Genomic DNA, 18609 nt, shown 5'->3' on the forward strand with positions numbered 1-18609 from the left:
TGAACCTTTTCTCCGGCTGCGGGCAATACACAGTGTGAGTACAGACAACGAGATCATCAGGCGGTCCCGCGACAGCCCCGCGGAGTTCGCGGCGCTGTATGACCGGCACGCCTCGGTCATTTACCGCTATGCGGCCCGGCGGGCCGGCGATTTTGTGGCTGACGACGTCATGTCGGAGACCTTCCTGGTCGCCTTCGAACGCCGAGAAACCTTCGACCCAGGCCGTGAGGACGCCAGGCCATGGCTGTTCGGCATCGCAACCAACTTGCTCCGGCGGCACCACCGTGCCGAAGCCAGGATGCTCAGCGCCCTCGCGAAATCGGCGCCCCGCGAAGCCACTGCGGACAGTTCGGACTCGATAGCCGCGCAGCTTGATGCCGCGGCTGCGACGGCCCGGATTGCCGGCGTGCTGAAAGGCATGCCGGGGATCGACCGCGAAACCCTGCTGCTCTACGCCTGGGCGGACCTGAGCTACGAGCAAATCGCCGACGCCATGGACGTTCCCGTCGGCACCGTGCGCTCCCGCCTGAACCGCGCGCGCAAAACCCTCCGGACCGGGCTGGGTACACAACTTGAAGAATCGGAGAACGAACATGGACGACTTGCAGTTGCTCCGCGAGATGCGTAACGAAACAGGGACCCCAGCCCCCGCGACCCTTGCGCGGGGACGCCGGGAACTCCTGTCCCGCATCGGCGGTGAAACAGCCATGCTGCCCGACGGCGGCACGCTCCGGCGGCGGAAAGTGACCCGGCGGTTGCTCCTCGCCTCGGCCGCAGCGGCAGTCTTGGTGGGGGCCTTGGTGGCCGCCGACGTCGTGATTCCCGGCGCCAAACCGGGTGCCACGGCAGAAGCCGCCGAAGTCCTTTCCAAGGCGGCGGCCGCCGCGATCAAGACCTCCGATCCCGTGGTGGGGCCGGGGCAGTATTTGAAGGTGGAGACGAAGGCGGTTTACGGGGCCACGGTTTCCCGTGCCAATGGCACTATGGTCTCTTGGCTGGAAACACAGGATGGCCAACTTTACGTCCCAGCGGATACGTCCGGTGAATGGGTGTGGAACCGTGAGCGCCGAGTGCCTACGACGTTCTTTGGAGAGGAATCCAAGGCTGAAGCCCAACGGCATGTGTCTTCACTGAATGGGGGTGCCGGTCCGCAGCTCGAGGGCATCATCCGCGGCCCTGGTGGAGCCTTCTACGGCAGCGCGCAGCAGATCCTTGGGATGCCGCTGTTGGAAGCGGTCAAGACCCTGCCACGCGAACCGCGCAGGCTGTTGGACCTGATTTACGAAAAGACCAAGGGCCAAGGCCCATCGCCGGAGAGCCAAGCGTTGATGACCATCGCGGATTCGCTCCGCATCGGAGTCGTTCCCGCCGACTTGCGGGCGGCAATGTACAAGGCGGCAGCCCTGATTCCCGGTGTGGTGGTGGCGGACGAGCAGGCGACTCTTGATGGACGTAAAGGAGTGGCATTGGGTGTCTACTGGGCCGAGGGCAAGCTCCGGCAGGACATCATCGTTGATCCGGTAACCGGCTTCATGATCGGTGAGCGAACAATGCATCTTGTGGCAATGGGCGGGATTCCGGCGAACACCGCCTCCGGCTGGACCTCAGTCAAGACCTCGGTGGTGGACTCGGCGCCGTAAGGATGCTTGCAAGGGCTTCCTCAGCCGGTGCTAACCGCGCCAGTTGAGGAAGCCTTTGTGGCCTCCCGTCGGGGAGGGCTGCCCGCCGGGCGGTCCGCTGGGAGTTGGCTCGCGCCGTCGTCGGACATGCTCGCCAAACTATCGCACGAAGCGGGTACCGTGTGAGCTTCGACGCGCAACGGGGAATTACGCCACCGAAATTAGATCATCTGTGATATTTTCTTGCCATGACTCAAGCTGCCGCCGAACACGTAGGCCTCCTTCTCCGCGACGCCCGCGGTGAAAAAGGCTGGACACAGGGCCAGCTGGCCGCCGAGCTGGGCACCAGCCAAAGTGCCATCGCACGCATGGAGCAGGGCAAACAGAACCTGAGCCTCAAGATGATCGAGCGCCTTGAGACCATTTTCGGCCGAACCATCGTCAAGGTGGGCAAGCCGCAGATGACACACCTTCGTGTCGAGGGCGGACGTACGCTCTCCGGCGCGGTGGACGTCAACAGCAGCAAGAATGCAGGCGTCGCGCTGCTCTGCGCGAGCCTCATCAACCGGGGCACCACCACGCTCCGCCGGCTCGCCCGGATCGAAGAGGTCAACAGGATCGTGGAGGTCCTGATGTCCATCGGCGTCGAGTGCACCTGGCTCAACGGCAACGATCTGCGCATCCGCCGGCCCGAAACCCTGGACCTCGCCTCCATGGACGAGGAGGCCGCGCGCCGCACCCGCAGCGTCATCATGCTGCTTGGCCCGCTCCTGGACGAATCCGAGGAATACCACCTGCCCTACGCCGGAGGCTGCGACCTCGGCACCCGCACGGTGGAGCCGCACATGCAGGCCCTGCGCCAGTTCGGCCTGTCGGTGGAGGCCAAGTCCGGTTTCTACGCCGTCACCGCACCGTCCGCCGACAGCCACGACCGCTCCTTCGTCCTGACCGAGCGTGGCGACACCGTTACCGAGAACGCCATCATGGCCGCAGCCCACCGCGAGGGCACCACGGTGATCCGCAACGCGAGCCCCAACTACATGGTCCAGGACCTCTGCTTCTATCTGCAGGGGCTCGGCGTCGAGATCGACGGCGTCGGCACCACCACGCTGAAGATCACCGGCCGCCCGGCCATCGACGTCGAGATCGAGTACTTCCCGTCCGAGGACCCCATCGAGGCCATGAGCCTGATCACCGCCGGCATCGTGACCAATTCCGAGGTCACCATCCGCCGCGTGCCCATCGAGTTCATGGAAATCGAACTCGCCATGCTGGAGCAGATGGGCCAGCAGCTGGACGTGTCCGGGGAATACACGGCCCGCAACGGCCGCACCCGCCTGGTGGACGTCACCACCAAGCCCTCCACGCTGACGGCGGCCAAGGACAAGATCCACCCGATGCCGTTCCCGGGCCTGAACATCGACAACCTGCCGTTCTTCGCCGTCATCGCCGGCAACGCCGAGGGCCAGACGATGATCCACGACTGGGTCTACGAGAACCGCGCCATCTACCTCACGGAACTCAACAAGCTCGGCGGCCAGGTGCAGTTGCTGGACCCGCACCGCATCTACGTCAACGGCCCCACCAAGTGGCGTGCCGCGGAGATCGGCTGCCCGCCGGCCCTCCGTCCCGCGGCCTGCCTCCTGCTGGCCATGCTCGCGGCCCGCGGGACCTCCGAGCTGCGCAACATCTACGTGATCGAGCGCGGCTACGAGGACCTGGCCGAACGGCTGAACACCATCGGCGCCAAGGTGGAGTACTTCCAGGACTGACGGCTCCGGTACCAGGGCTGGGGTCTGGCTGGCTTGGGTCATGCCGGCTCGGGCGTCGGATTCTGCACGATCATTCGCCGCGGCCGGATTCCAGACCCCGGAATTTCGGACTCCGGCGGTTTGTCCATCGGAATGATTGAGCAGAATCCGTCACCCCGAGGGCCGCGACGATCCAGCACAGCCCGGATTTCCGCCAGAACCCCGTCCGGGCTGTTCCAGATCTGTTCAGGCGCGTAGCTCAACACGGCGTGGCCGTGGGTCTGTGCGATGTTGGACCGGCCCATGTCCTTGCGCCAGGCTGCGCGCGAACTGTGGAACTGGAAGCCGTTGATTTCAACAATGAGCCAGCCGTCGATCAGGAAGTCCACCCGCCCCACGTCTGGAACCTGCACCTGCCTGCGGAAGGTGAGTCCCGCTGATTCGAACAGCAGGCGGGCGCTGATCTCAGGTACGGACTCGGACAGGCCGTCTGCCTTCGCCAAGCGCTTCCGGGCCATTCCGTAGTATTTCGCTGTCACCTCGGCTTCGAGGAGCGACCTGGGTACTCCATGGTGCTGCATGGCGGACTGCGCCATGGCCACGGCGTCCACTTCGTTCAGGCATGTCAGCCCGTGAATGACGGTGTCCTCGAGGCTTGCGATTGGCAGGTGTTGATCCGGCTCAAAACGGAGACGGCCGTGCCTGGGGCTGTGCTGGCCACGTCTGTGCCTGCTGGCCAGATGAAGGCGGCCGGGCCTGTCCTTGAGCCACAGCTGGTAGCGGGAGGCACTGGACGCGCACGTCAGGAGCGAATCGTCGATGATGGCGCGCAGGAATTCCGGGTCGGCGTCCGGCAACGCCCAGACTCCCTTCCGGGGCTGGACGGCTCCGGCAGCTGCAAGGCCACGTACGGCGCGTTCGGAATAGCCTTCTCGACGGAGCAGGCCGACGCGGGCCACGCCGCCTACAGATTTCACAAAGTCCAAGGGATCCATGGAACGAGCTAGCCACGATTCCGGGCCTCCGTGGACTGGAAAATGGCACTATGTGGACAATTTGGCGGTGGTGGAGCCGTTCCGTCGGGTCCTGCGACGGATTCTGCACGATCATTCGCCTCGGCCCGGCCGGCAGGCCGCGGAATCCCGGGCCCCGCAGATTTGTCCAACGGAATGAATGAGCAGAATCCGACGGCACGCCCCCGGCTCGTGCCGGACCGTAGCGCGAAGTATGAACAACCACGCCGCCGGGCCCCTGTTTCGGTCCAGCGCCGGGGCGCACAATGGATTCGTGCGCACTTTTGGTGTGGAAGAGGAACTGCTGATTGTCGATCCTGTGACCGGCGAGCCGCTGGCCCTTGCCGAGGCGCTCCTGGCGGGCCACGCAGCCAGGACCTTGGATAGGGACAGGAAGCGCCGCGCGCCCGAAGGCCCCGAAACCGGGCTCAGCCACGAACTCAAGCTCGAACAGATCGAAACCCAGACACGGCCGTGCCACAGCCATGCCGAACTCCTCCACCAGATCCGCCGCGGGCGCGGCATGGCCAGCAGTGCCGCGCGGAAACACGGTGCCAGGATCGCCGCGCTAGCCACCTCGCCCGTGGACACCGCCACGCACACCACCCCGGACCCGCGCTATGCGGCCATGCTGGAGCGCTTCGGCATCACTGTCCACGAACAACTCACCTGCGGCTTCCACGTGCACACCTTGATCAATTCTCCGGAGGAAGGCGTGGTGGTCCTGGACCACATGCGGGACAAGCTCGCGGTCCTCACTGCGATCAGCGCCAATTCCCCGTATTGGCGGGGCCTGGCCACCGGTTTTGAAAGCTACCGCACCCAGGCATGGAACCGTTGGCCGTCGTCGGGACCTGCCGGTCCGTTCGGTTCCCTGGCGTCCTACCGGCGCGTGGTGCACAGGCTCCTGGAAACGGGGGTGCTGCTGGATGAGGGGATGATCTACTTCGACGCCCGGCTCTCCCGCCACCACCCCACCGTGGAAGTCCGGGTGGCGGACGTTTGCCTGCGCGCTGAGGACGCTGCCCTGATCGCGGTGCTGGTCCGGGCACTGGTGGAGATCTCGGTGCGGGAGTTCCATGACGGCGTGGAACCGGCCGCCGTGCCGACGGTCCTGCTGCGGATGGCGTCGTGGCAGGCCAGCAATTTCGGCCTGCGCGGTGAGCTGCTCGATTTCGGGACGTTCCGGCCGGAGCCGGCGTCCGATGTCGTTTGGTCCCTCGTGGAGTACTTGGAACCGGTCCTGGCCGAGCAGGGCGAGCTCGGACTCGTGAAGTCCGGAGTAGCCGCCATCCTGGACCGCGGTAACGGCGCGATCGAGCAGCGCAGCGTCGTGGAGCACTCAAACAGTCACGACGGCGGCCAGCCCGACGCCGCCGGACTGGCCGCCGTGGTGAAGCACGCCGTGCGGATCACCACGCGGGCCGGGGACGCCGAGACGGACACCAAACCGCTGCCGGTGCTCACATGGGCGCGCCAGGACTAGCGCGAAGCCTGACGGCCCAGACCCGGGGCGGTGACCGGCGCGGCGCCGGACTCAGACCTGCTTGAGCGCCCGTTCGAGGTCGAGGACGAGGTCGTCCGGGTCCTCAAGTCCGACGGACAGGCGGATCACGCCGTCGCTGAGCCCGATCGCGGCTCGGCCTTCCGGGCCCATGGCGCGGTGGGTGGTGGTGGCCGGGTGGGTGATGAGGGACTTGGAGTCGCCCAGGTTGTTGGAGATGTCGATGATGCCCAGACCGTCCAGGAGCGCGAAGGCCGCTTCCTTGGCCGTGCGCCCCGCGGAGGGGAGCAGCTCGAACGTCAGCACGGTGCCGCCGGCCTTCATCTGCTTCGCGGCGAGCTCGTACTGCGGGTGCGATTTCAGCAGCGGGTACTTGACCCAGCTGACGGCCGGCTGCTGCTCGAGCCATTCGGCGATCCGCAGGGCCGTGGCCGAGGAGTGGTTGACGCGCAGGCCGATGGTCTCCAGGCCCTTGGTCAGCACCCAGGCGTTGAACGCCGAGAGAGCCGGGCCGGTGTGCCGCATGAGCTGCTTGACGGGGCCGTCGATGAATTCCTTGGTGCCCAGGATCGCACCGCCCAGCACGCGGCCCTGGCCGTCGATGTGCTTGGTTCCCGAGTAGACGATCACGTCGGCGCCGAGCTCGCCGCAGCGCTGGAGCAGGGGGGTGGCAAAGACATTGTCGACGACGACGGTGGCCCCGGCTGCGTGGGCCAGCTCGCTCACCGCGGCGATGTCCACGATTTCCTGCATGGGGTTGGACGGCGACTCGAAGAACACAGCGGTGGTGGGCTCGGACAAGGCGGCGCGCCACTGCTCCAGGTCCGGGCCGTCGACGAAGACCGTCTCCACGCCCCAGCGCGGCAGGATCTCGTTCAGGATCACAAAGCAGGAGCCGAACAGCGAGCGGGCGGCTACCACGCGGTCGCCGGCGGCCAGCAGGGCACCCAGCGCCGTGAACACGGCGGACATGCCCGACGCCGTCGCGAAGCACGCTTCGGTGCCCTCGAGCAGGCGGAGGCGTTCCTGGAAGGTGGCGACGGACGGGTTGCCGTAGCGGGAGTAGACGAAGCGCTCGTCCTCGCCCGTGAAGGCGCGCTCGGCGGCGGCGGCGGACTCGTAGACGAAGCCGGAGTTCAGGAAGACGGCCTCGGAGGTCTCCTGGAAATTGCTACGGTCAAGGCCGCCGCGGACTGCCTGGGTGTCAGGGCTCCAGCCGGCGGCGTCGGGATTGAAAGTCACTTAGTTTTTCCCCAGGTTGGTCGGAAGTCCGCGGTTTTTCCAGCCGTTCACGGTGCGCTCGCCGTAGCGGTCCGGTTCGCCCTCAAAACCCTCCAGCACGTTGTAGGAGGTGTAGCCTGCCTGCGTTGCGGCGATGGCGGCGGCGATGGAGCGCTGGCCCGAGCGGCACAGGAAGACCAGCTCGGTGCCGTCGGCCTCCGGGGCCTGGCGCAGCAGTTCGTCCAGGAACCGGGAGTTGGGGACGCCTCCGGCCAGGTTCCACTGGATGAACAGCGGATCGTTTGCTGTTGCTATGCGTGCCGCGGGGTCCGGGATGCCGATGTGGGCCCATTCGCCCTCGGTGCGGACGTCCACCAGGATGGCGCCTTCTTCAAGCTTGGCCCACGCCTCCTGCGGGCTCAGGTCTCCGGCGTAGCTCACGCGTGGCCCTCGAATGCTTCTTCGTCCTCGTCGTAGCCCTCAAGCTGGTCAACAGCGCTGGCGACGGCGGCATCCGCGCTGGCGATGGCCGCGGGCAGGATCACGGCCTGGGCCACGATCACATCGGTGCCGTTGAACGTGGCGGAGGGGCTGCCGTGGAGCACGTAGCCCTCGGCGAGTGCGGCGGTGATCCGTTCGCAGAAGTCACGGGTGTCCGGGCCGGTGATCAGCCGGTAGGCGAGTTTTTCTTCGGTGGGTTCAGTCATTGCTGGTGCTCCTCAGTCACGCTTGCAGTTCGAAAGTGTCGATACGCCGAGTAGTCACCTGAGGCACCCCGCCGGAGAGAGGGTTGCCGACCAGCAAGTCAGGGCTTTGCGCTGGTACTCATTACTCAAGAAAAAAGTAACATCCACGACGGCGGCCCGCACCGCCGCCGTCGTCATGTTGCGTAACGGGCGGCGGCTTGAGTCAGGCACGCCTGAGTGCGCGCACTGCGGCGCCGATGGTGGGGAAGAAATGCTCGGGTGTGAAGCGGGCTGCGGCACCGAGGTGGAGCAGTTTGTCCTTGACGGGTCCCTTGAGCTCGGCGAACACCAGGTCCACTCCTGTCTGTCCGAGCCATTCGTCCAGGGTGACCAGGTCCTCAAGGGCCGTAGTGTCGATCCCGGTGATCGGCTCAGCAGCGAGGACCACATGGGTGATGTCGTCGGGAGCCTCGTCCACTTGTTCCCGGACAAACGAGGCCAGGACGTGCCCGTTGCCGAAGAACAGCGGGGCATCGAAGCGCAGGATCAGGAGCCCGGGAATCCGTGCGCCTTCGGGGTGACGGGCGAGGTCGTGGTAGCCGGGCAGTCCTTCCTCGGAGCCGAGCTCGGCCCGGTAGGGGTCCCATGCCCTGCGGACGAAGTCCAGGAGCGCGAGGGCTATGGCCACCACGATGCCCTGGAGGACGCCTACCGTGAGGACGCCCAGGAAGGCCGCCAGCATCACCACTGATTCGCTGCGGCTCAGCTTCAGGAGCCGCCGGACGCCGGCTGGATCTGCGAGGGCAATTGCGGCGGCAATCACGACGGCGGCAAGTGTTGCGGAGGGCAGGTACTCGGTCACGCCGGGTGCCAGGAGCATGAACGCCAGCACAAGGACTGCGCCCACGATGCCGGTCATCTGCGATTTGGCGCCTGCCTCCACGGCTACAGGAGTCCGCGAGGTGCTTCCGGAAATGGGGAAGCCGCCTAGCAGCCCCGTGGCGGCGTTGGCTGCCCCGAGTGCAGCCATCTCCCTGTTCCCGGAGACCCTCTTTCCTTCTTTGGCTGCCAACGTCTGGGACAAGACGCCGGTGTCCGCGAAGGCCATGAGGGCAATGCCGGCGGCTGCAGGCAGCAAGGTCAGTGCATCGGCCCATCCAATGCCGCCAAGAGCGGGCACGGGCAGGCCCTGAGGCAAGACCCCGGTGACTTTTACGTCGTCGTTAAGGCCCCAGACCGCCGTCGCAATACACGTGCCAACCACCGCGAGAAGGACGCCGGGCACCTTCCATTTGAGGAGCCGCGGGATCCAGATGAGCGCCAGCGAACCCACGCCCAGCAGCAGGGCCGCGACGTTGACGCCGCCGTTCAGCACCCCGGCGGTGACCTTGGCGAGCTTCTGCCAGATGTCGCCGTCGGCCTCGATCCCCAGGAACGCAGGCAACTGGGACAGGGCCACGAGCAGCGCGATCCCGTTCAGGTAACCGAGCCGGATGGGTTTGGACAGCAGGCCGGTGATGCTCCCCAGGCGGAGCGCGGAGCCCGCCAGCATGATCACGCCGATCAGCACGGCGAGCAGGCCCGCCAGTGCCACCGACTTTTCGCTGCTCCCTGCGGCCAGCGGCACGATCGCCGCGGCGATCATCGGGGCGAGGGCGGAGTCGGGTCCAAGGACCAGAATGCGGGAAGGACCGACGACGGCGTACACCAGCAACGGGACCACCGTTGCGTAGAGCCCGGTGACAGGCGGCAGTCCGGCGGCCTGCGCATACGCCATGCCCGCGGGCACCAGCAGGGCGAACAACGCCGCACCGGCCACGATGTCGTGCCGCAGCCATTCGCGCTTGTAGCCTTTGAGCGCCCAGACGTTGGACAGCCGATCCATGGCGGATCGAAGGACGGTGGGGGCGCTCATACAGAGATCATTCCGGACACGGACTCATTGTGGAACCCGCCCCTTCAATCCTCGCCCCTTCACATGTGACGCCCCGGGAGCATAATTGACGCAGTACGAACCCCGGTAACGTCCGATGAAATCAGGTCGCGGTGAACGGATCGAACAGTTCCAGAGGAAGACCCATGCTGCAGCCCACATTCCTCATCGGCCACGCGCCGGTCCACGCCCGCCAGCTGGCCGCCGCAGCCGCAGATCCCGCAACGCGGATCGAACTCAGCGCGGACGCGCTGGGGCTGATCGGCCTCTCCCGGGAGGTGGTGGACGAGACCATCCTGTCCGGCCGGCAGGTCCACGGGATCAACACGCTCCTGGGTTCGGGCCGGGAAACCGACGTGGAGGAGGCCGCGGTCCTCGCCTACCAGGTGCAGGTGGTCCGCTACCACCACAGCGGTGTGGGCGACTATCTCGACCGCGCCTCCGTCCGCGCCCTCATCCTGGCCCGGCTGATCGGCTTCAGCCGCGGCGGCTCCGGCGTGCGCACGCAAACGGCGATTTTCTACCAGGAGCTGCTGAACCGGGGCGTCTACCCGGCGGTTCCGCGGGAGGGCTCGGTGGGTTCCTCGGACCTCACCCAGCTGGCCGCCGTCGCCGCCGTCGCGATCGGCGAGGGGCACGCCATCGGCGCGGACGGCACCCTGGTGCCCGGCGCGCGGGCGCTGGCCGACGCTGGCCTGGAACCCCTGAAGCTCGACGCCGGCGAAGCCCTCGCGCTGCTCAGCGCCAACTCGTACTCCATCGGCTCGGGGGCGCTGGTGCTGGGGCGCCTGCTCCGCCTTGCGGAGCTCGCGGACCTTGCGCTCGCCTTGTCGCTCGAGGTGATTGCCAGGTACGACGACGGCGGGAATCTGAGTCCCTTTTCGCCCCTCATCCAGGCGGCCAAGGCCGTCGACGGGCAGCGGCAATCCGCCGAGGCCGTCCGGCGGCTGTTGGGCGGCGGATGGCTGGAGGACGTCCGGCCGGGCGTCTCCGTGCAGGATCCGCTGTCCTTCCGGGCCGCACCGCAGACCCACGGCGCCTTCCGTCACGTGGTGGCGCAGCTGGAGGCGGCGATCGAGGTGGAGCTCAACGGGCGCGGGGACAACCCGCTCTGCGACGTCGACTCCGCGCTCATGGTGTCCGGCGGGAACTTCCAACCGGTGCAGCTGGCCCTGGCCTTCGAGGCCACGCGGCTGGCCCTGGCACACCTCGGCATCGCCAGCGAGCGCCGGATCGCCAAGCTGTATCCGCCGCAGCGGGACATCCGGCAGCGGCACCTGGACGCGGCCCGCGGCGGCGCCGCCCTGGCCGCCGAGGAACTGCCGGGCCTGATCTGGTACTCGGCGGCGGCCCTGCTGGCGGAGCTGAAGGTCCTGGCCGCCCCGGCCACGCTGGGTGCGCCCACGCTGTCCGCCGACGTCGAGGACCACTCCACCCTGGCGCCGTTGGCGCTGCAGCAGCTCGAGAAATCGCACGAGGCCGCGGAGAAGCTGCTGAGCATCGAGGCGCTGACGGCTGCCTACCTGCTGGGCGAAGCAGAACGGCAGGAGGCGCGGCCCCTCGGAAAGGGGACAGGCGCCGTCGTCGGGCAGCTTGCGGAACTGCTGGCTCTACGGCTGCCGCCACCGGAACTGGTGGCGCGGGCGCGGCAGGCTCTGCTGGCAGCGCTGGAGAGGGAAGGACAACGGTGAGCATCATGGTGGGCAGGCACAGGGCTCATGCGGCGGAGGTTCCGGACGGGCTGGACGAGTCCGTCCTGGCAAGGGTGGGCAACACGCCGCTCGTGGCGCTGGAGACCCTGAGCCGCGGGCTGGGCAGCATGGTCCACGTCAAGCTCGAGTCGGAGAACCCCGGCGGCTCCATCAAGGACCGCACGGCGTTGAGCATGGTGCGGGCCGCCGAACGCTCCGGGGAGCTGCGGCCGGGAGCGACGATCGTGGAGAGCACCTCCGGCAACACCGGGATCGGGCTCGCGCTGATCGGGCACCTGACGGGGCATCCCGTGGTGGTGGTCACCGGCGACACCATCTCGGAGGGAAAACTCGCCGCCCTGCACAACTACGGGGCCCGCGTGGTGCTGACGGACTGGAGCGCGCCGTCGGAATCGCTCGAGAACGCCCGGGCCGTGGCGGCCCGGATCACTGCCGAGATTCCCGGCGCCTGGCGGCCCATGCAGTTCGACAACCCGGCCAACCCCGCGGCGCACTATGAGGGCACCGGGCCCGAGATCTGGCGCCAGAGCGGCGGGACGGTGACGCACTTCGTGGCAGGCATCGGCACCGGCGGCACCATCAGTGGCAACGGCCGCTACCTCAAGGAACGCGTGGCGGCGGAGCGGCCCGGCGGGCACCTGGAAGTGGTGGGCGCCGACCCCTATGGTTCCGCATACAGCGGCGGGCATCCCGGGGAAATCCTGGTGGACGGCGTGGGGAATTCCTGGCCCGAGGTCCAGTGGCCCAAGGTCTTCGACCGCGCGCTGGTGGACCGTTTCCTGCGCATCCCCAACGACGAGGTCTACACCACGGTGCACCTTTTGCTCGACAAGGAGGGGCTGGCGCTGGGGCCGTCGTCCGGGCTCGCGGTGGCGGCCGCCCTTCGTGTGGCGCGTGCGGCGCCGCACGGTTCCGTGGTGGTGGCCATAGCCCCCGACGCCGGGACGAACTACCTGAGCAAGGCCTTCAACCCGGTGTGGCTGGCGGAGAACGGGATCCGTCTGGCGGCCGACGCGGGGGAGTGAGGGCGGGGCCGGTGCGTTAGGCTCCAGACATGCCCGAACAGGATTCGCCACCGCGGCTTGCCGGCTATCTGGACAAGCAACAGCCGGAGCTCTACCAGGCCCTCACCGCCTACGCCCAGCAGGTCACCCGCGAGGCGGACAAAGCCGGGATTCCGCGGCGGACGCTGGAGCTGGTGAACTACTTGGCCTCGCAGATCAACGGCTGTGCCTTCTGCCTGGACCTGCACCGCCGCCGCGCCACCGGCTACGGCGAGACCGAGCAGCGGCTGGCACTCATCCGCCTGTATGGCGAGGTGGAGCTGTTCAGCGAAGCCGAGCGCGTGGCCCTGGAACTCACCGAGCAGGTGACGCGCATGAGCTCCGCCAGGCCCACCGCCGAGCTTTTCGCCCGGGCCCGGCTCGTGTACACGGAGGAGCAGATCAGCGTGCTGTGCATGGCCGCGATCGGCATCAACGCCTTCAACCGCCTGTCCATCCTCAGCGAGCATCCGGTGCGCCGGGCCGCCGTCGAAGGCTAGTCGCGGGCGGCACGGGCGCCTGCCTGCAACGATCCGGGAACGAATGCCATCGCCACCGCTCTGCCATGCGCCTGTGCGGCCACAATGAATGCATGGTGTCCGGAATCCGGAAGCGCAACGACGTCCGGCTGGCCGGTGTGCTGGCCCTTGCGCTGTTCTTCACAGCCGCCGTCGCCGCCTGTTCGGGTGGGACGTCCTGGGGTGCGCCGCCCTGCATGCCGCCTCACTACTCCGTCACCCCGGCGTCGGCGAAGCCCGGCGACACTGTCACAGTCAGCGCCCCGGACGCCACGTGCAACCCGCGCTATGGGGCCAACGCGAAGGTGGCAGTGACCGTGACCGACTCCGCCGGCGCCGTGGTGCTGGAGGAACTGGCGCCAATGAACGACGCCGGCGGGTTCCGTTTCGAGTTCGACGTCCCGGCAGCGTCCGCGGCGGGAGCTGCGGTGGTCACCGCCATGCCGCACGGGGTCGACTGGTGCGACGACACGGGCAGGAACAACCGCTTGGCCCGCAGCGGCGATTTTGACCGGGCGTCCTGTGCCATGCCGATGCAGATGCTGACGATCACCAAGTAGGCCTGAGCCTGGATAAGTCGCGTGGAGACATCAGGGTGCCGAGGGGGGTGTCCGCAATCTGCGGACGCCCCTCCCTTGGCCCTTTGAATGGGCCCCTCGTGACTGTGTCAACTATTTCTGGCCCCGGTAGGGCGGGTATTTCTGGCCCCGGGGGAAGACCTGCAGGGCTCGACGGGGTTCAGAGGAGCAGGCCCAGTCCATAGCCGGCCAGGGCAAGAGTGAAACCCGTGAGCAGGTTTACTGCCATGCTGCTGATGGCTGTCCGGTAGCGCTTGCGCATGAGGAGCTGGATCGTTTCGACGCTGAGGGTGCTGAATGTTGTGAGGCCGCCGGCAACGCCGGTGACGAGGATGATGTGCAGCTCTGGCGGGATCATTCCGTGGGCGGTTGCGCCTGTTGCGGTGCCCGCGATTATGGAACCTATCGCGTTGACGACGAGGACTGGGTAAGGGAAGCCTGCGACCAGGGAGTTGTGACCTGATCGCACGGCATACACGGTGACGAGGTACCTGACCGTTGCCGCTACGGCTCCGGATAGAAGCACCGTGGCAGTCAGGAGCACGCTGGTCATTCGCCATCTCCGGCCATACTGGTGCTCCGTGGAGGTGGTTGCCCAGTGCGAAGCCGGCCACGGCGGCACCGAGACCCAGGACCACGGAGGCGGTGAGGTAGAGAACCGCAACGATCCATTGTCCGGCCATGCTGAGGGTGACTAGTGCCACCGCCACCGCGGAGAAGGTGGTGAATGTTCCCAGGACGCCGGCGCCTATTCCGGCCTGAAACCACGGCGGCAGCGGCCGGTGCCACATCCGTGCGATCAGGTAGGCCAGGGTGAAGGACCCGGCGATGTTGATCAGAAGGGTGCTCCAGGGCCATTGATCGGAACCGTGAGGAATGAGGGTGTCCAGCCCCCACCGCATGCCGGTACCGATGAGCCCGCCAACGAAAACCGCAGGAACATGGGTCGAGGGCCAGGAGTTCACCACTCCACGGTACCCGGCGGCGAGATGATCGCGGCCTACCCGGCATCAGGGTTTCCAGGTGTCAGTGACTGTCGGGCTTCCATGACCACGTGCTGCATCGCTTTGGGTGCCTGCCGGAGCCTTGCTGGCAGAATTGCCCTCATCGGCCGGTCTATCTAGCGGCCTGCTGGGCTTTGGTATGAGAGAGGCGGTAGGAGTCGGTGCCGGTCTCGATGATGCTGCCGTTGAAGGTGAGCCGGTCCACGATGGCGGCGCAGAGGCGCGGGTCGGTGAGGGTCTTGTCCAGCCGGAGAACGATTCATTGGAGGCGATGGCGACGGAGTTTTTCTCTTCCCGTTCGGTGAGGACCTGGCAACTTACTTTCGTATCAGGTGCTGAGGCCCCAGTGAACACGGATGGCCTCGGCAACCGGCCCCGCGGTGACATCGACCCGGAAAGCAACCGGCGCGGTCCCTGTCTCTTCGATGACCGTGTCACGATACGTGCGGCCGCACGAGGGACAAAGGGTGTAGAGCTCCCCGTCCTCAGGCCACTTGGCCAGTCCGGCGGGTACGGGGGTGTCGCCCCTAATGTGGATGGGGATGCCTTCCGAATTGGCCTGAATCAGCCCTTCGTCGCCGACGGTGTTGCCGCAGACGCAGGTGATGGTGGTGACATCATGACCGGTGACAGCGGCGAATTCAATGCTCATGGCGTGCTCCCGAGCGTTGGAAGAAAACTACTTACCTTAGCCTATGCCTGCAGGTCGGCCAGAGCCCCTCATCGGGCCCCAGATGGCATCAGCGGCCGTGCAGTCGGCTTCTGTTCAGGTCAGCGGGGCCTGTAGACGTCGGCACGGTGGTCGACTCTGAGAAGTTCGACGACGATCTTCTCGTCATCGATGGAATACAGGACACGATACGGGCCGCGCCTGGCGGAGAAATATCCCGTGAGTTCACGCTCGAGTGGCTTGCCTACCCGCTGCGGGTTCCTGGACAGCTCGCCATAGACGAATTCGATGATGGCCGGAACGATGCGAGGCGGTACGCGCTGCATGTCCCGACGGGCACCGGGCGAGAAAATGACCTCACGCGCCACCCGCTATCAGCCTTGGGGCTTGGGGACGCCGAACTCAGCCCGGATCTGCTCCTCCGAGAGTCCGCGGCCCTCTGCAATGTCCTTCTGGCCCTGGGCAGGTCTTCACGGATATTCGGCTGGGACAGCCAGAACAGGGTTTCCTGCAGCGCTTCCCATTCATCGGTCCCGATGATCACGGCGGCGGGGACGCCGTTCTTGGTGATGACCGCTTGGTCATGGGTCACCGATGCGGCGTCGACGAGCTCGGAGAGCCTGGCCTTCACGGTGGAAAGAGGCAAGGTTTGCATGCGTTAATCGCAGGTCGGAATTGTGGTCACCACAAGACCTGAATAAAGACAAGCGGTCGCGACTACTCGATCCCGGCGAACAGCTCGTTGAGCTCGGCCGTCAGCTGCTTGCGCACGGCCACCGTGCCGATTTCCTGGCCGTTGATGTGGTTCACCGGGGCGATCAGGCGGATGCTCGAGATCAGCCAGACGGCGTCGGCGTCGAACAGGTCCTGCGGGACCAGCGGGCCGTAGCCCAGCTCCCAGCCGGCGGCCTTGGCCGCGGCGAACAGCGCCCCCTGGGAGGTGCCCGGCAGGATGCCGCTGTCCAGCTGAGGCGTGATGAGACGCCGGACGGTCTTGCTCCCGGTGCCAGTGCCGTCGTCGGCGGTTTCAAGGTGCGCCAAAAGCACGGTCGACGTCGGCCCCTCCAGGACGCGGCCGTCTGTGGAGGTGAAGATGGCGTCGTCCGCGCCCTGCTTGTGCGCATACCGCAGGGCGGCCATGTTCACGGCATAGGAGAGCGTCTTGGCGCCGAGGAGCAGCCAGGGGGCGCGCTCGCCGGCGTCGGTGTCGAAACCGCGGTCCAGGAGCACGACGTCGATGCCCGTCTCGCGCTGCCGGCGGCTGCCCGCAGGCGACGGCGAAGCCTGCACCCAGCAGGTGCTGCCGGCAGCACCTTCCACGCCGCGGGTCACGAGCAGCTTGACGACAACCTCGTCCTCCTCCGGCGTCGGGGCTGGGTGGGTGCTGCGGAACTCTGCGATGGCGGTATCGATGGCCCGGCGCCAGGCGTCCTGGGCCGGGATGACCAGGTCCAGTGCCTCGGCGGAGGTGCCCAGGCGGTTCAGGTGTGCCTGCACCTTGCGGGCACGGCCTTCGACGGCCAGAAGCGACTCGAACACACCGTCGCCGCGCGTGGCACCGAGATCGGTGGCCATGAGCTGCGGCTGGCTGGAGTCGGCGATGCGGCCGTTTTCGAAGGCGGGGTCCAGGAAGACGAGGACCGTGGGGGCAGGAGAAGTCATGCTTCCAGCTTAGTGCGGCCCGGCTCAGCGAGTTTATGTACAGCTCATGCCCTTTTGGACGCGTCTTAAGGGCGTCAGCTGTACATAAACTCCAGGGGCGGTGCTGCGGTTAGCGCCTAACTTGCTCCCCAACCTCGCTGCGCTCGGCCGGGGCCCCTCGCAAGTTAGGCTGGGGCTCACCGTTAGTTCTTGGACCATGGGGGTTGTCGAGTGCTGTTGCCGTTTCCGCTGGGGCTGGAGTGGACCTGGCTGCTGGGCGTCTGGGCCATCGGGGAAATCATCCTGCGCATCGTGCTGCTGGGCGTCATTCCCGGGAACCGTCGGCCCACCACGGCCATGGCCTGGCTGCTGGCCGTCTTCCTGATCCCCTCGGTGGGGTTCATCCTCTTCCTGCTCTTCGGCAACTACCGGCTCTCCCGCCGTCGCCGGGAACAGCAGGAGGAAGTCAACCAGAGGGTGCGGGTCGGCACCTCGGCGCTGGCCGCCGTCGCAAGCGGCTATGACGGCCCCGAATGGGTGGTCTCTGCAGGTGAGCTGAACCGCCGGCTCGGCTCGCTGCCCATGGTGGACGGCAACACGGTGGAGCTGATCCCCGGCTACGAGGAATCCATCAAGGCCATGACCGAGGCCGTTCGCGGCGCCAAGGAGTACGTCAACGCCGAGTTCTACATCATGAGCAGCGACGCCGTCACCGACGAACTCCTTACCGAACTGGAGAAAGCTGCCGTCCGCGGAGTCGCCGTCCGGCTGCTCTTCGACCACATCGGCACCTTGCGCATCAGGGGCTACCGCCGGCTGGTCCGGCGGCTCAGGCGCAGCCGCATCCAGTGGCGGCGGATGCTGCCGCTGCTGCCGATCCACGGCCAGTGGCGCCGCCCGGATCTGCGCAACCACCGCAAGATTCTGGTGATCGACGGCCAGGTGGCCTTCACCGGCTCACAGAACCTGATCGAACCCTCCTACAACAACCCCGCGCACCGCCGGGCGGGACGCAAATGGGTGGAGCTCATGGCTCGGCTCGAGGGTCCGATCGTGGCCACCCTCAACGTGGTCTTCGCCACCGATTGGCTGAGCGAAACCGACGAATCACTCGAATACCAGCTGCGCCTGCCCGCCAGCGCCGCGCCGGGGCGCGTGACCGCCCAGGTGGTCCCCAGCGGCCCGGGGTTCGTCACGGAAAACAACCTGAGGCTCTTCAACACCCTGATCTACTCGGCGCAGCACCGGATCTCGGTCTGCAGCCCCTACTTTGTGCCCGACGATTCCCTTCTCTATGCGATCACGACGGCGGCGCAGCGCGGGGTCGACGTGGAGCTGTTCGTCTCGGAGAAGGGCGACCAGTTCCTGGTCCACCATGCCCAGCGCTCCTACTACGAGGCACTGCTTGAGGCCGGCGTCCGGATCTACCTCTACCGGGCGCCGTTTGTGCTGCACGCGAAGCATTTCACCATCGACGACGAAGTGGCCGTTCTGGGCTCCAGCAACATGGACATGCGCTCGTTCTCGCTGAACATGGAGGTCTCGGTGATGCTGCTGGGCGCCGAGACCGTTGACCTGATGCGCTCCGTGGAATCCGGCTATCGCGAGGTGTCCCTGGAGTTGACGCTGGACGACTGGCTGCGCCGGCCCATGATCGCCAAATACGTGGACAACGTGGCGCGGCTGACGGCGACGCTGCAGTAGGCAACAGCACCC

At 66.8% G+C, this 18609-nt stretch carries 19 protein-coding genes, 2 pseudogenes and 1 riboswitch; of the genes and pseudogenes, 9 read left to right on the forward strand and 12 right to left on the reverse strand.

Features of this window, described 5'->3' with window-relative positions:
- Positions 1–34: 34 nt before the first annotated feature.
- The 3 genes from J1902_RS07730 to J1902_RS07740 all read left to right on the forward strand — a co-directional run bounded on the left by J1902_RS07730 (position 35) and on the right by J1902_RS07740 (position 3391).
- Positions 35–628 (forward strand): RNA polymerase sigma factor, encoded by a 594-nt coding sequence (locus J1902_RS07730; RefSeq protein ID WP_307794393.1) that lies wholly within the window; start codon positions 35–37, stop codon positions 626–628.
- Entirely contained in the window at positions 621–1640 is a 1020-nt protein-coding gene (locus tag J1902_RS07735; protein WP_278253609.1) for a CU044_5270 family protein, read from the forward strand. Before J1902_RS07730 ends, J1902_RS07735 begins: the two co-directional genes overlap by 8 nt.
- Before the next feature lie 227 nt (positions 1641–1867).
- Positions 1868–3391, forward strand: coding sequence for a UDP-N-acetylglucosamine 1-carboxyvinyltransferase (locus J1902_RS07740; protein ID WP_207615673.1), 1524 nt, complete (start codon positions 1868–1870; stop codon positions 3389–3391).
- A gap of 38 nt (positions 3392–3429) precedes the next feature.
- Here the strand turns inward: J1902_RS07740 and J1902_RS19805 are convergent, their stop codons facing one another.
- Positions 3430–4347, reverse strand: coding sequence for an endonuclease domain-containing protein (locus J1902_RS19805; RefSeq protein WP_207615674.1), 918 nt, complete (start codon positions 4345–4347; stop codon positions 3430–3432).
- Between the two features lie 310 nt (positions 4348–4657).
- On the opposite strand from J1902_RS19805, the gene J1902_RS07750 reads away from it, so the two are divergent.
- A complete protein-coding gene (locus J1902_RS07750; protein ID WP_207615675.1) occupies positions 4658–5869 on the forward strand; it encodes a glutamate--cysteine ligase 2 in 1212 nt (403 codons plus the stop codon).
- Between the two features lie 51 nt (positions 5870–5920).
- On the opposite strand, the gene J1902_RS07755 is transcribed toward J1902_RS07750, so the two are convergent.
- The 4 genes from J1902_RS07755 to J1902_RS07770 form a co-directional block, all read right to left on the reverse strand.
- Positions 5921–7129: an O-succinylhomoserine sulfhydrylase gene (locus J1902_RS07755; RefSeq protein WP_207615676.1), complete on the reverse strand. Its 1209-nt coding sequence runs from the start codon at positions 7127–7129 to the stop codon at positions 5921–5923.
- On the reverse strand, positions 7130–7549 hold the full coding sequence (locus tag J1902_RS07760) for a rhodanese-like domain-containing protein (RefSeq protein WP_207615677.1): 420 nt from the start codon (positions 7547–7549) through the stop codon (positions 7130–7132).
- The gene (locus J1902_RS07765; protein ID WP_207615678.1) at positions 7546–7815 is read right to left on the reverse strand and encodes a DUF1737 domain-containing protein; all 270 of its coding nucleotides are present in this window, start codon (positions 7813–7815) and stop codon (positions 7546–7548) included. Before J1902_RS07765 ends, J1902_RS07760 begins: the two co-directional genes overlap by 4 nt.
- A 13-nt stretch (positions 7816–7828) precedes the next feature.
- Positions 7829–7941: riboswitch (SAM riboswitch) on the reverse strand.
- 76 nt (positions 7942–8017) lie between these two features.
- On the reverse strand, positions 8018–9709 hold the full coding sequence (locus tag J1902_RS07770) for a SulP family inorganic anion transporter (protein WP_207615679.1): 1692 nt from the start codon (positions 9707–9709) through the stop codon (positions 8018–8020).
- A gap of 164 nt (positions 9710–9873) precedes the next feature.
- On the opposite strand from J1902_RS07770, the gene J1902_RS07775 reads away from it, so the two are divergent.
- The 4 genes from J1902_RS07775 to J1902_RS07790 all read left to right on the forward strand — a co-directional run bounded on the left by J1902_RS07775 (position 9874) and on the right by J1902_RS07790 (position 13560).
- A complete protein-coding gene (locus tag J1902_RS07775) occupies positions 9874–11418 on the forward strand; it encodes an aromatic amino acid ammonia-lyase (RefSeq protein ID WP_207615680.1) in 1545 nt (514 codons plus the stop codon).
- A gap of 5 nt (positions 11419–11423) precedes the next feature.
- Positions 11424–12464, forward strand: coding sequence for a PLP-dependent cysteine synthase family protein (locus tag J1902_RS07780; protein WP_207615744.1), 1041 nt, complete (start codon positions 11424–11426; stop codon positions 12462–12464).
- 29 nt (positions 12465–12493) lie between these two features.
- On the forward strand, positions 12494–12982 hold the full coding sequence (locus tag J1902_RS07785) for a carboxymuconolactone decarboxylase family protein (RefSeq protein WP_207615681.1): 489 nt from the start codon (positions 12494–12496) through the stop codon (positions 12980–12982).
- Between the two features lie 92 nt (positions 12983–13074).
- Complete coding sequence (locus J1902_RS07790; protein WP_242701749.1) at positions 13075–13560, forward strand: hypothetical protein; 486 nt, start codon at positions 13075–13077, stop codon at positions 13558–13560.
- Positions 13561–13738: 178 nt separating this feature from the next.
- Here the strand turns inward: J1902_RS07790 and J1902_RS07795 are convergent, their stop codons facing one another.
- The 7 genes and pseudogenes from J1902_RS07795 to J1902_RS07825 form a co-directional block, all read right to left on the reverse strand.
- Positions 13739–14131 carry a fluoride efflux transporter FluC gene (locus tag J1902_RS07795; RefSeq protein ID WP_207615682.1) on the reverse strand — a complete coding sequence of 131 codons (393 nt, stop codon included), beginning with the start codon at positions 14129–14131 and terminating at the stop codon, positions 13739–13741.
- A 61-nt stretch (positions 14132–14192) separates the two neighbouring features.
- A pseudogene (locus tag J1902_RS07800) lies at positions 14193–14546 on the reverse strand (FluC/FEX family fluoride channel); the annotation flags it as partial.
- 148 nt (positions 14547–14694) lie between these two features.
- A pseudogene (locus J1902_RS07805) lies at positions 14695–14894 on the reverse strand (ATP-binding protein); the annotation flags it as partial.
- Between the two features lie 16 nt (positions 14895–14910).
- Positions 14911–15234, reverse strand: a complete 324-nt coding sequence (locus J1902_RS07810) for a hypothetical protein (RefSeq protein WP_207615683.1) — start codon at positions 15232–15234, stop codon at positions 14911–14913.
- 119 nt (positions 15235–15353) lie between these two features.
- Positions 15354–15605: a type II toxin-antitoxin system RelE family toxin gene (locus J1902_RS07815; RefSeq protein ID WP_372434419.1), complete on the reverse strand. Its 252-nt coding sequence runs from the start codon at positions 15603–15605 to the stop codon at positions 15354–15356.
- Positions 15497–15907, reverse strand: a complete 411-nt coding sequence (locus J1902_RS19890; RefSeq protein ID WP_372434408.1) for a type II toxin-antitoxin system Phd/YefM family antitoxin — start codon at positions 15905–15907, stop codon at positions 15497–15499. The genes J1902_RS07815 and J1902_RS19890 overlap by 109 nt, the downstream gene beginning before the upstream one ends.
- 62 nt (positions 15908–15969) lie before the next feature.
- Positions 15970–16914 carry an aminodeoxychorismate lyase gene (locus J1902_RS07825; RefSeq protein WP_207615685.1) on the reverse strand — a complete coding sequence of 315 codons (945 nt, stop codon included), beginning with the start codon at positions 16912–16914 and terminating at the stop codon, positions 15970–15972.
- Positions 16915–17124: 210 nt separating this feature from the next.
- Between J1902_RS07825 and cls the strand changes: the two genes are divergently transcribed.
- Positions 17125–18597 carry a cardiolipin synthase gene (cls, locus tag J1902_RS07830; protein WP_207615686.1) on the forward strand — a complete coding sequence of 491 codons (1473 nt, stop codon included), beginning with the start codon at positions 17125–17127 and terminating at the stop codon, positions 18595–18597.
- Positions 18598–18609 lie beyond the last annotated feature (12 nt).

The sequence above is a fragment of the Arthrobacter cavernae genome, from assembly GCF_017368795.1.
GTDB classification, from domain to species: Bacteria; Actinomycetota; Actinomycetes; order Actinomycetales; family Micrococcaceae; genus Arthrobacter; species Arthrobacter cavernae.

Bases quoted from the DNA above. Each gene is read 5' to 3' on its own strand.
- J1902_RS07765 (WP_207615678.1), bottom strand. From the start codon at position 7,815: ATGACTGAACCCACCGAAGAAAAACTCGCCTACCGGCTGATCACCGGC.
- J1902_RS07825 (WP_207615685.1), bottom strand. From the start codon at position 16,914: ATGACTTCTCCTGCCCCCACGGTCCTCGTCTTCCTGGACCCCGCCTTC.
- J1902_RS07790 (WP_242701749.1), top strand. From the start codon at position 13,075: ATGGTGTCCGGAATCCGGAAGCGCAACGACGTCCGGCTGGCCGGTGTG.
- J1902_RS07740 (WP_207615673.1), top strand. From the start codon at position 1,868: ATGACTCAAGCTGCCGCCGAACACGTAGGCCTCCTTCTCCGCGACGCC.
- J1902_RS07810 (WP_207615683.1), bottom strand. From the start codon at position 15,234: ATGAGCATTGAATTCGCCGCTGTCACCGGTCATGATGTCACCACCATC.
- J1902_RS07780 (WP_207615744.1), top strand. From the start codon at position 11,424: ATGGTGGGCAGGCACAGGGCTCATGCGGCGGAGGTTCCGGACGGGCTG.
- J1902_RS07775 (WP_207615680.1), top strand. From the start codon at position 9,874: ATGCTGCAGCCCACATTCCTCATCGGCCACGCGCCGGTCCACGCCCGC.
- J1902_RS07770 (WP_207615679.1), bottom strand. From the start codon at position 9,709: ATGAGCGCCCCCACCGTCCTTCGATCCGCCATGGATCGGCTGTCCAAC.
- J1902_RS19890 (WP_372434408.1), bottom strand. From the start codon at position 15,907: ATGCAAACCTTGCCTCTTTCCACCGTGAAGGCCAGGCTCTCCGAGCTC.
- J1902_RS07735 (WP_278253609.1), top strand. From the start codon at position 621: ATGCGTAACGAAACAGGGACCCCAGCCCCCGCGACCCTTGCGCGGGGA.
- J1902_RS07795 (WP_207615682.1), bottom strand. From the start codon at position 14,131: ATGACCAGCGTGCTCCTGACTGCCACGGTGCTTCTATCCGGAGCCGTA.
- J1902_RS07785 (WP_207615681.1), top strand. From the start codon at position 12,494: ATGCCCGAACAGGATTCGCCACCGCGGCTTGCCGGCTATCTGGACAAG.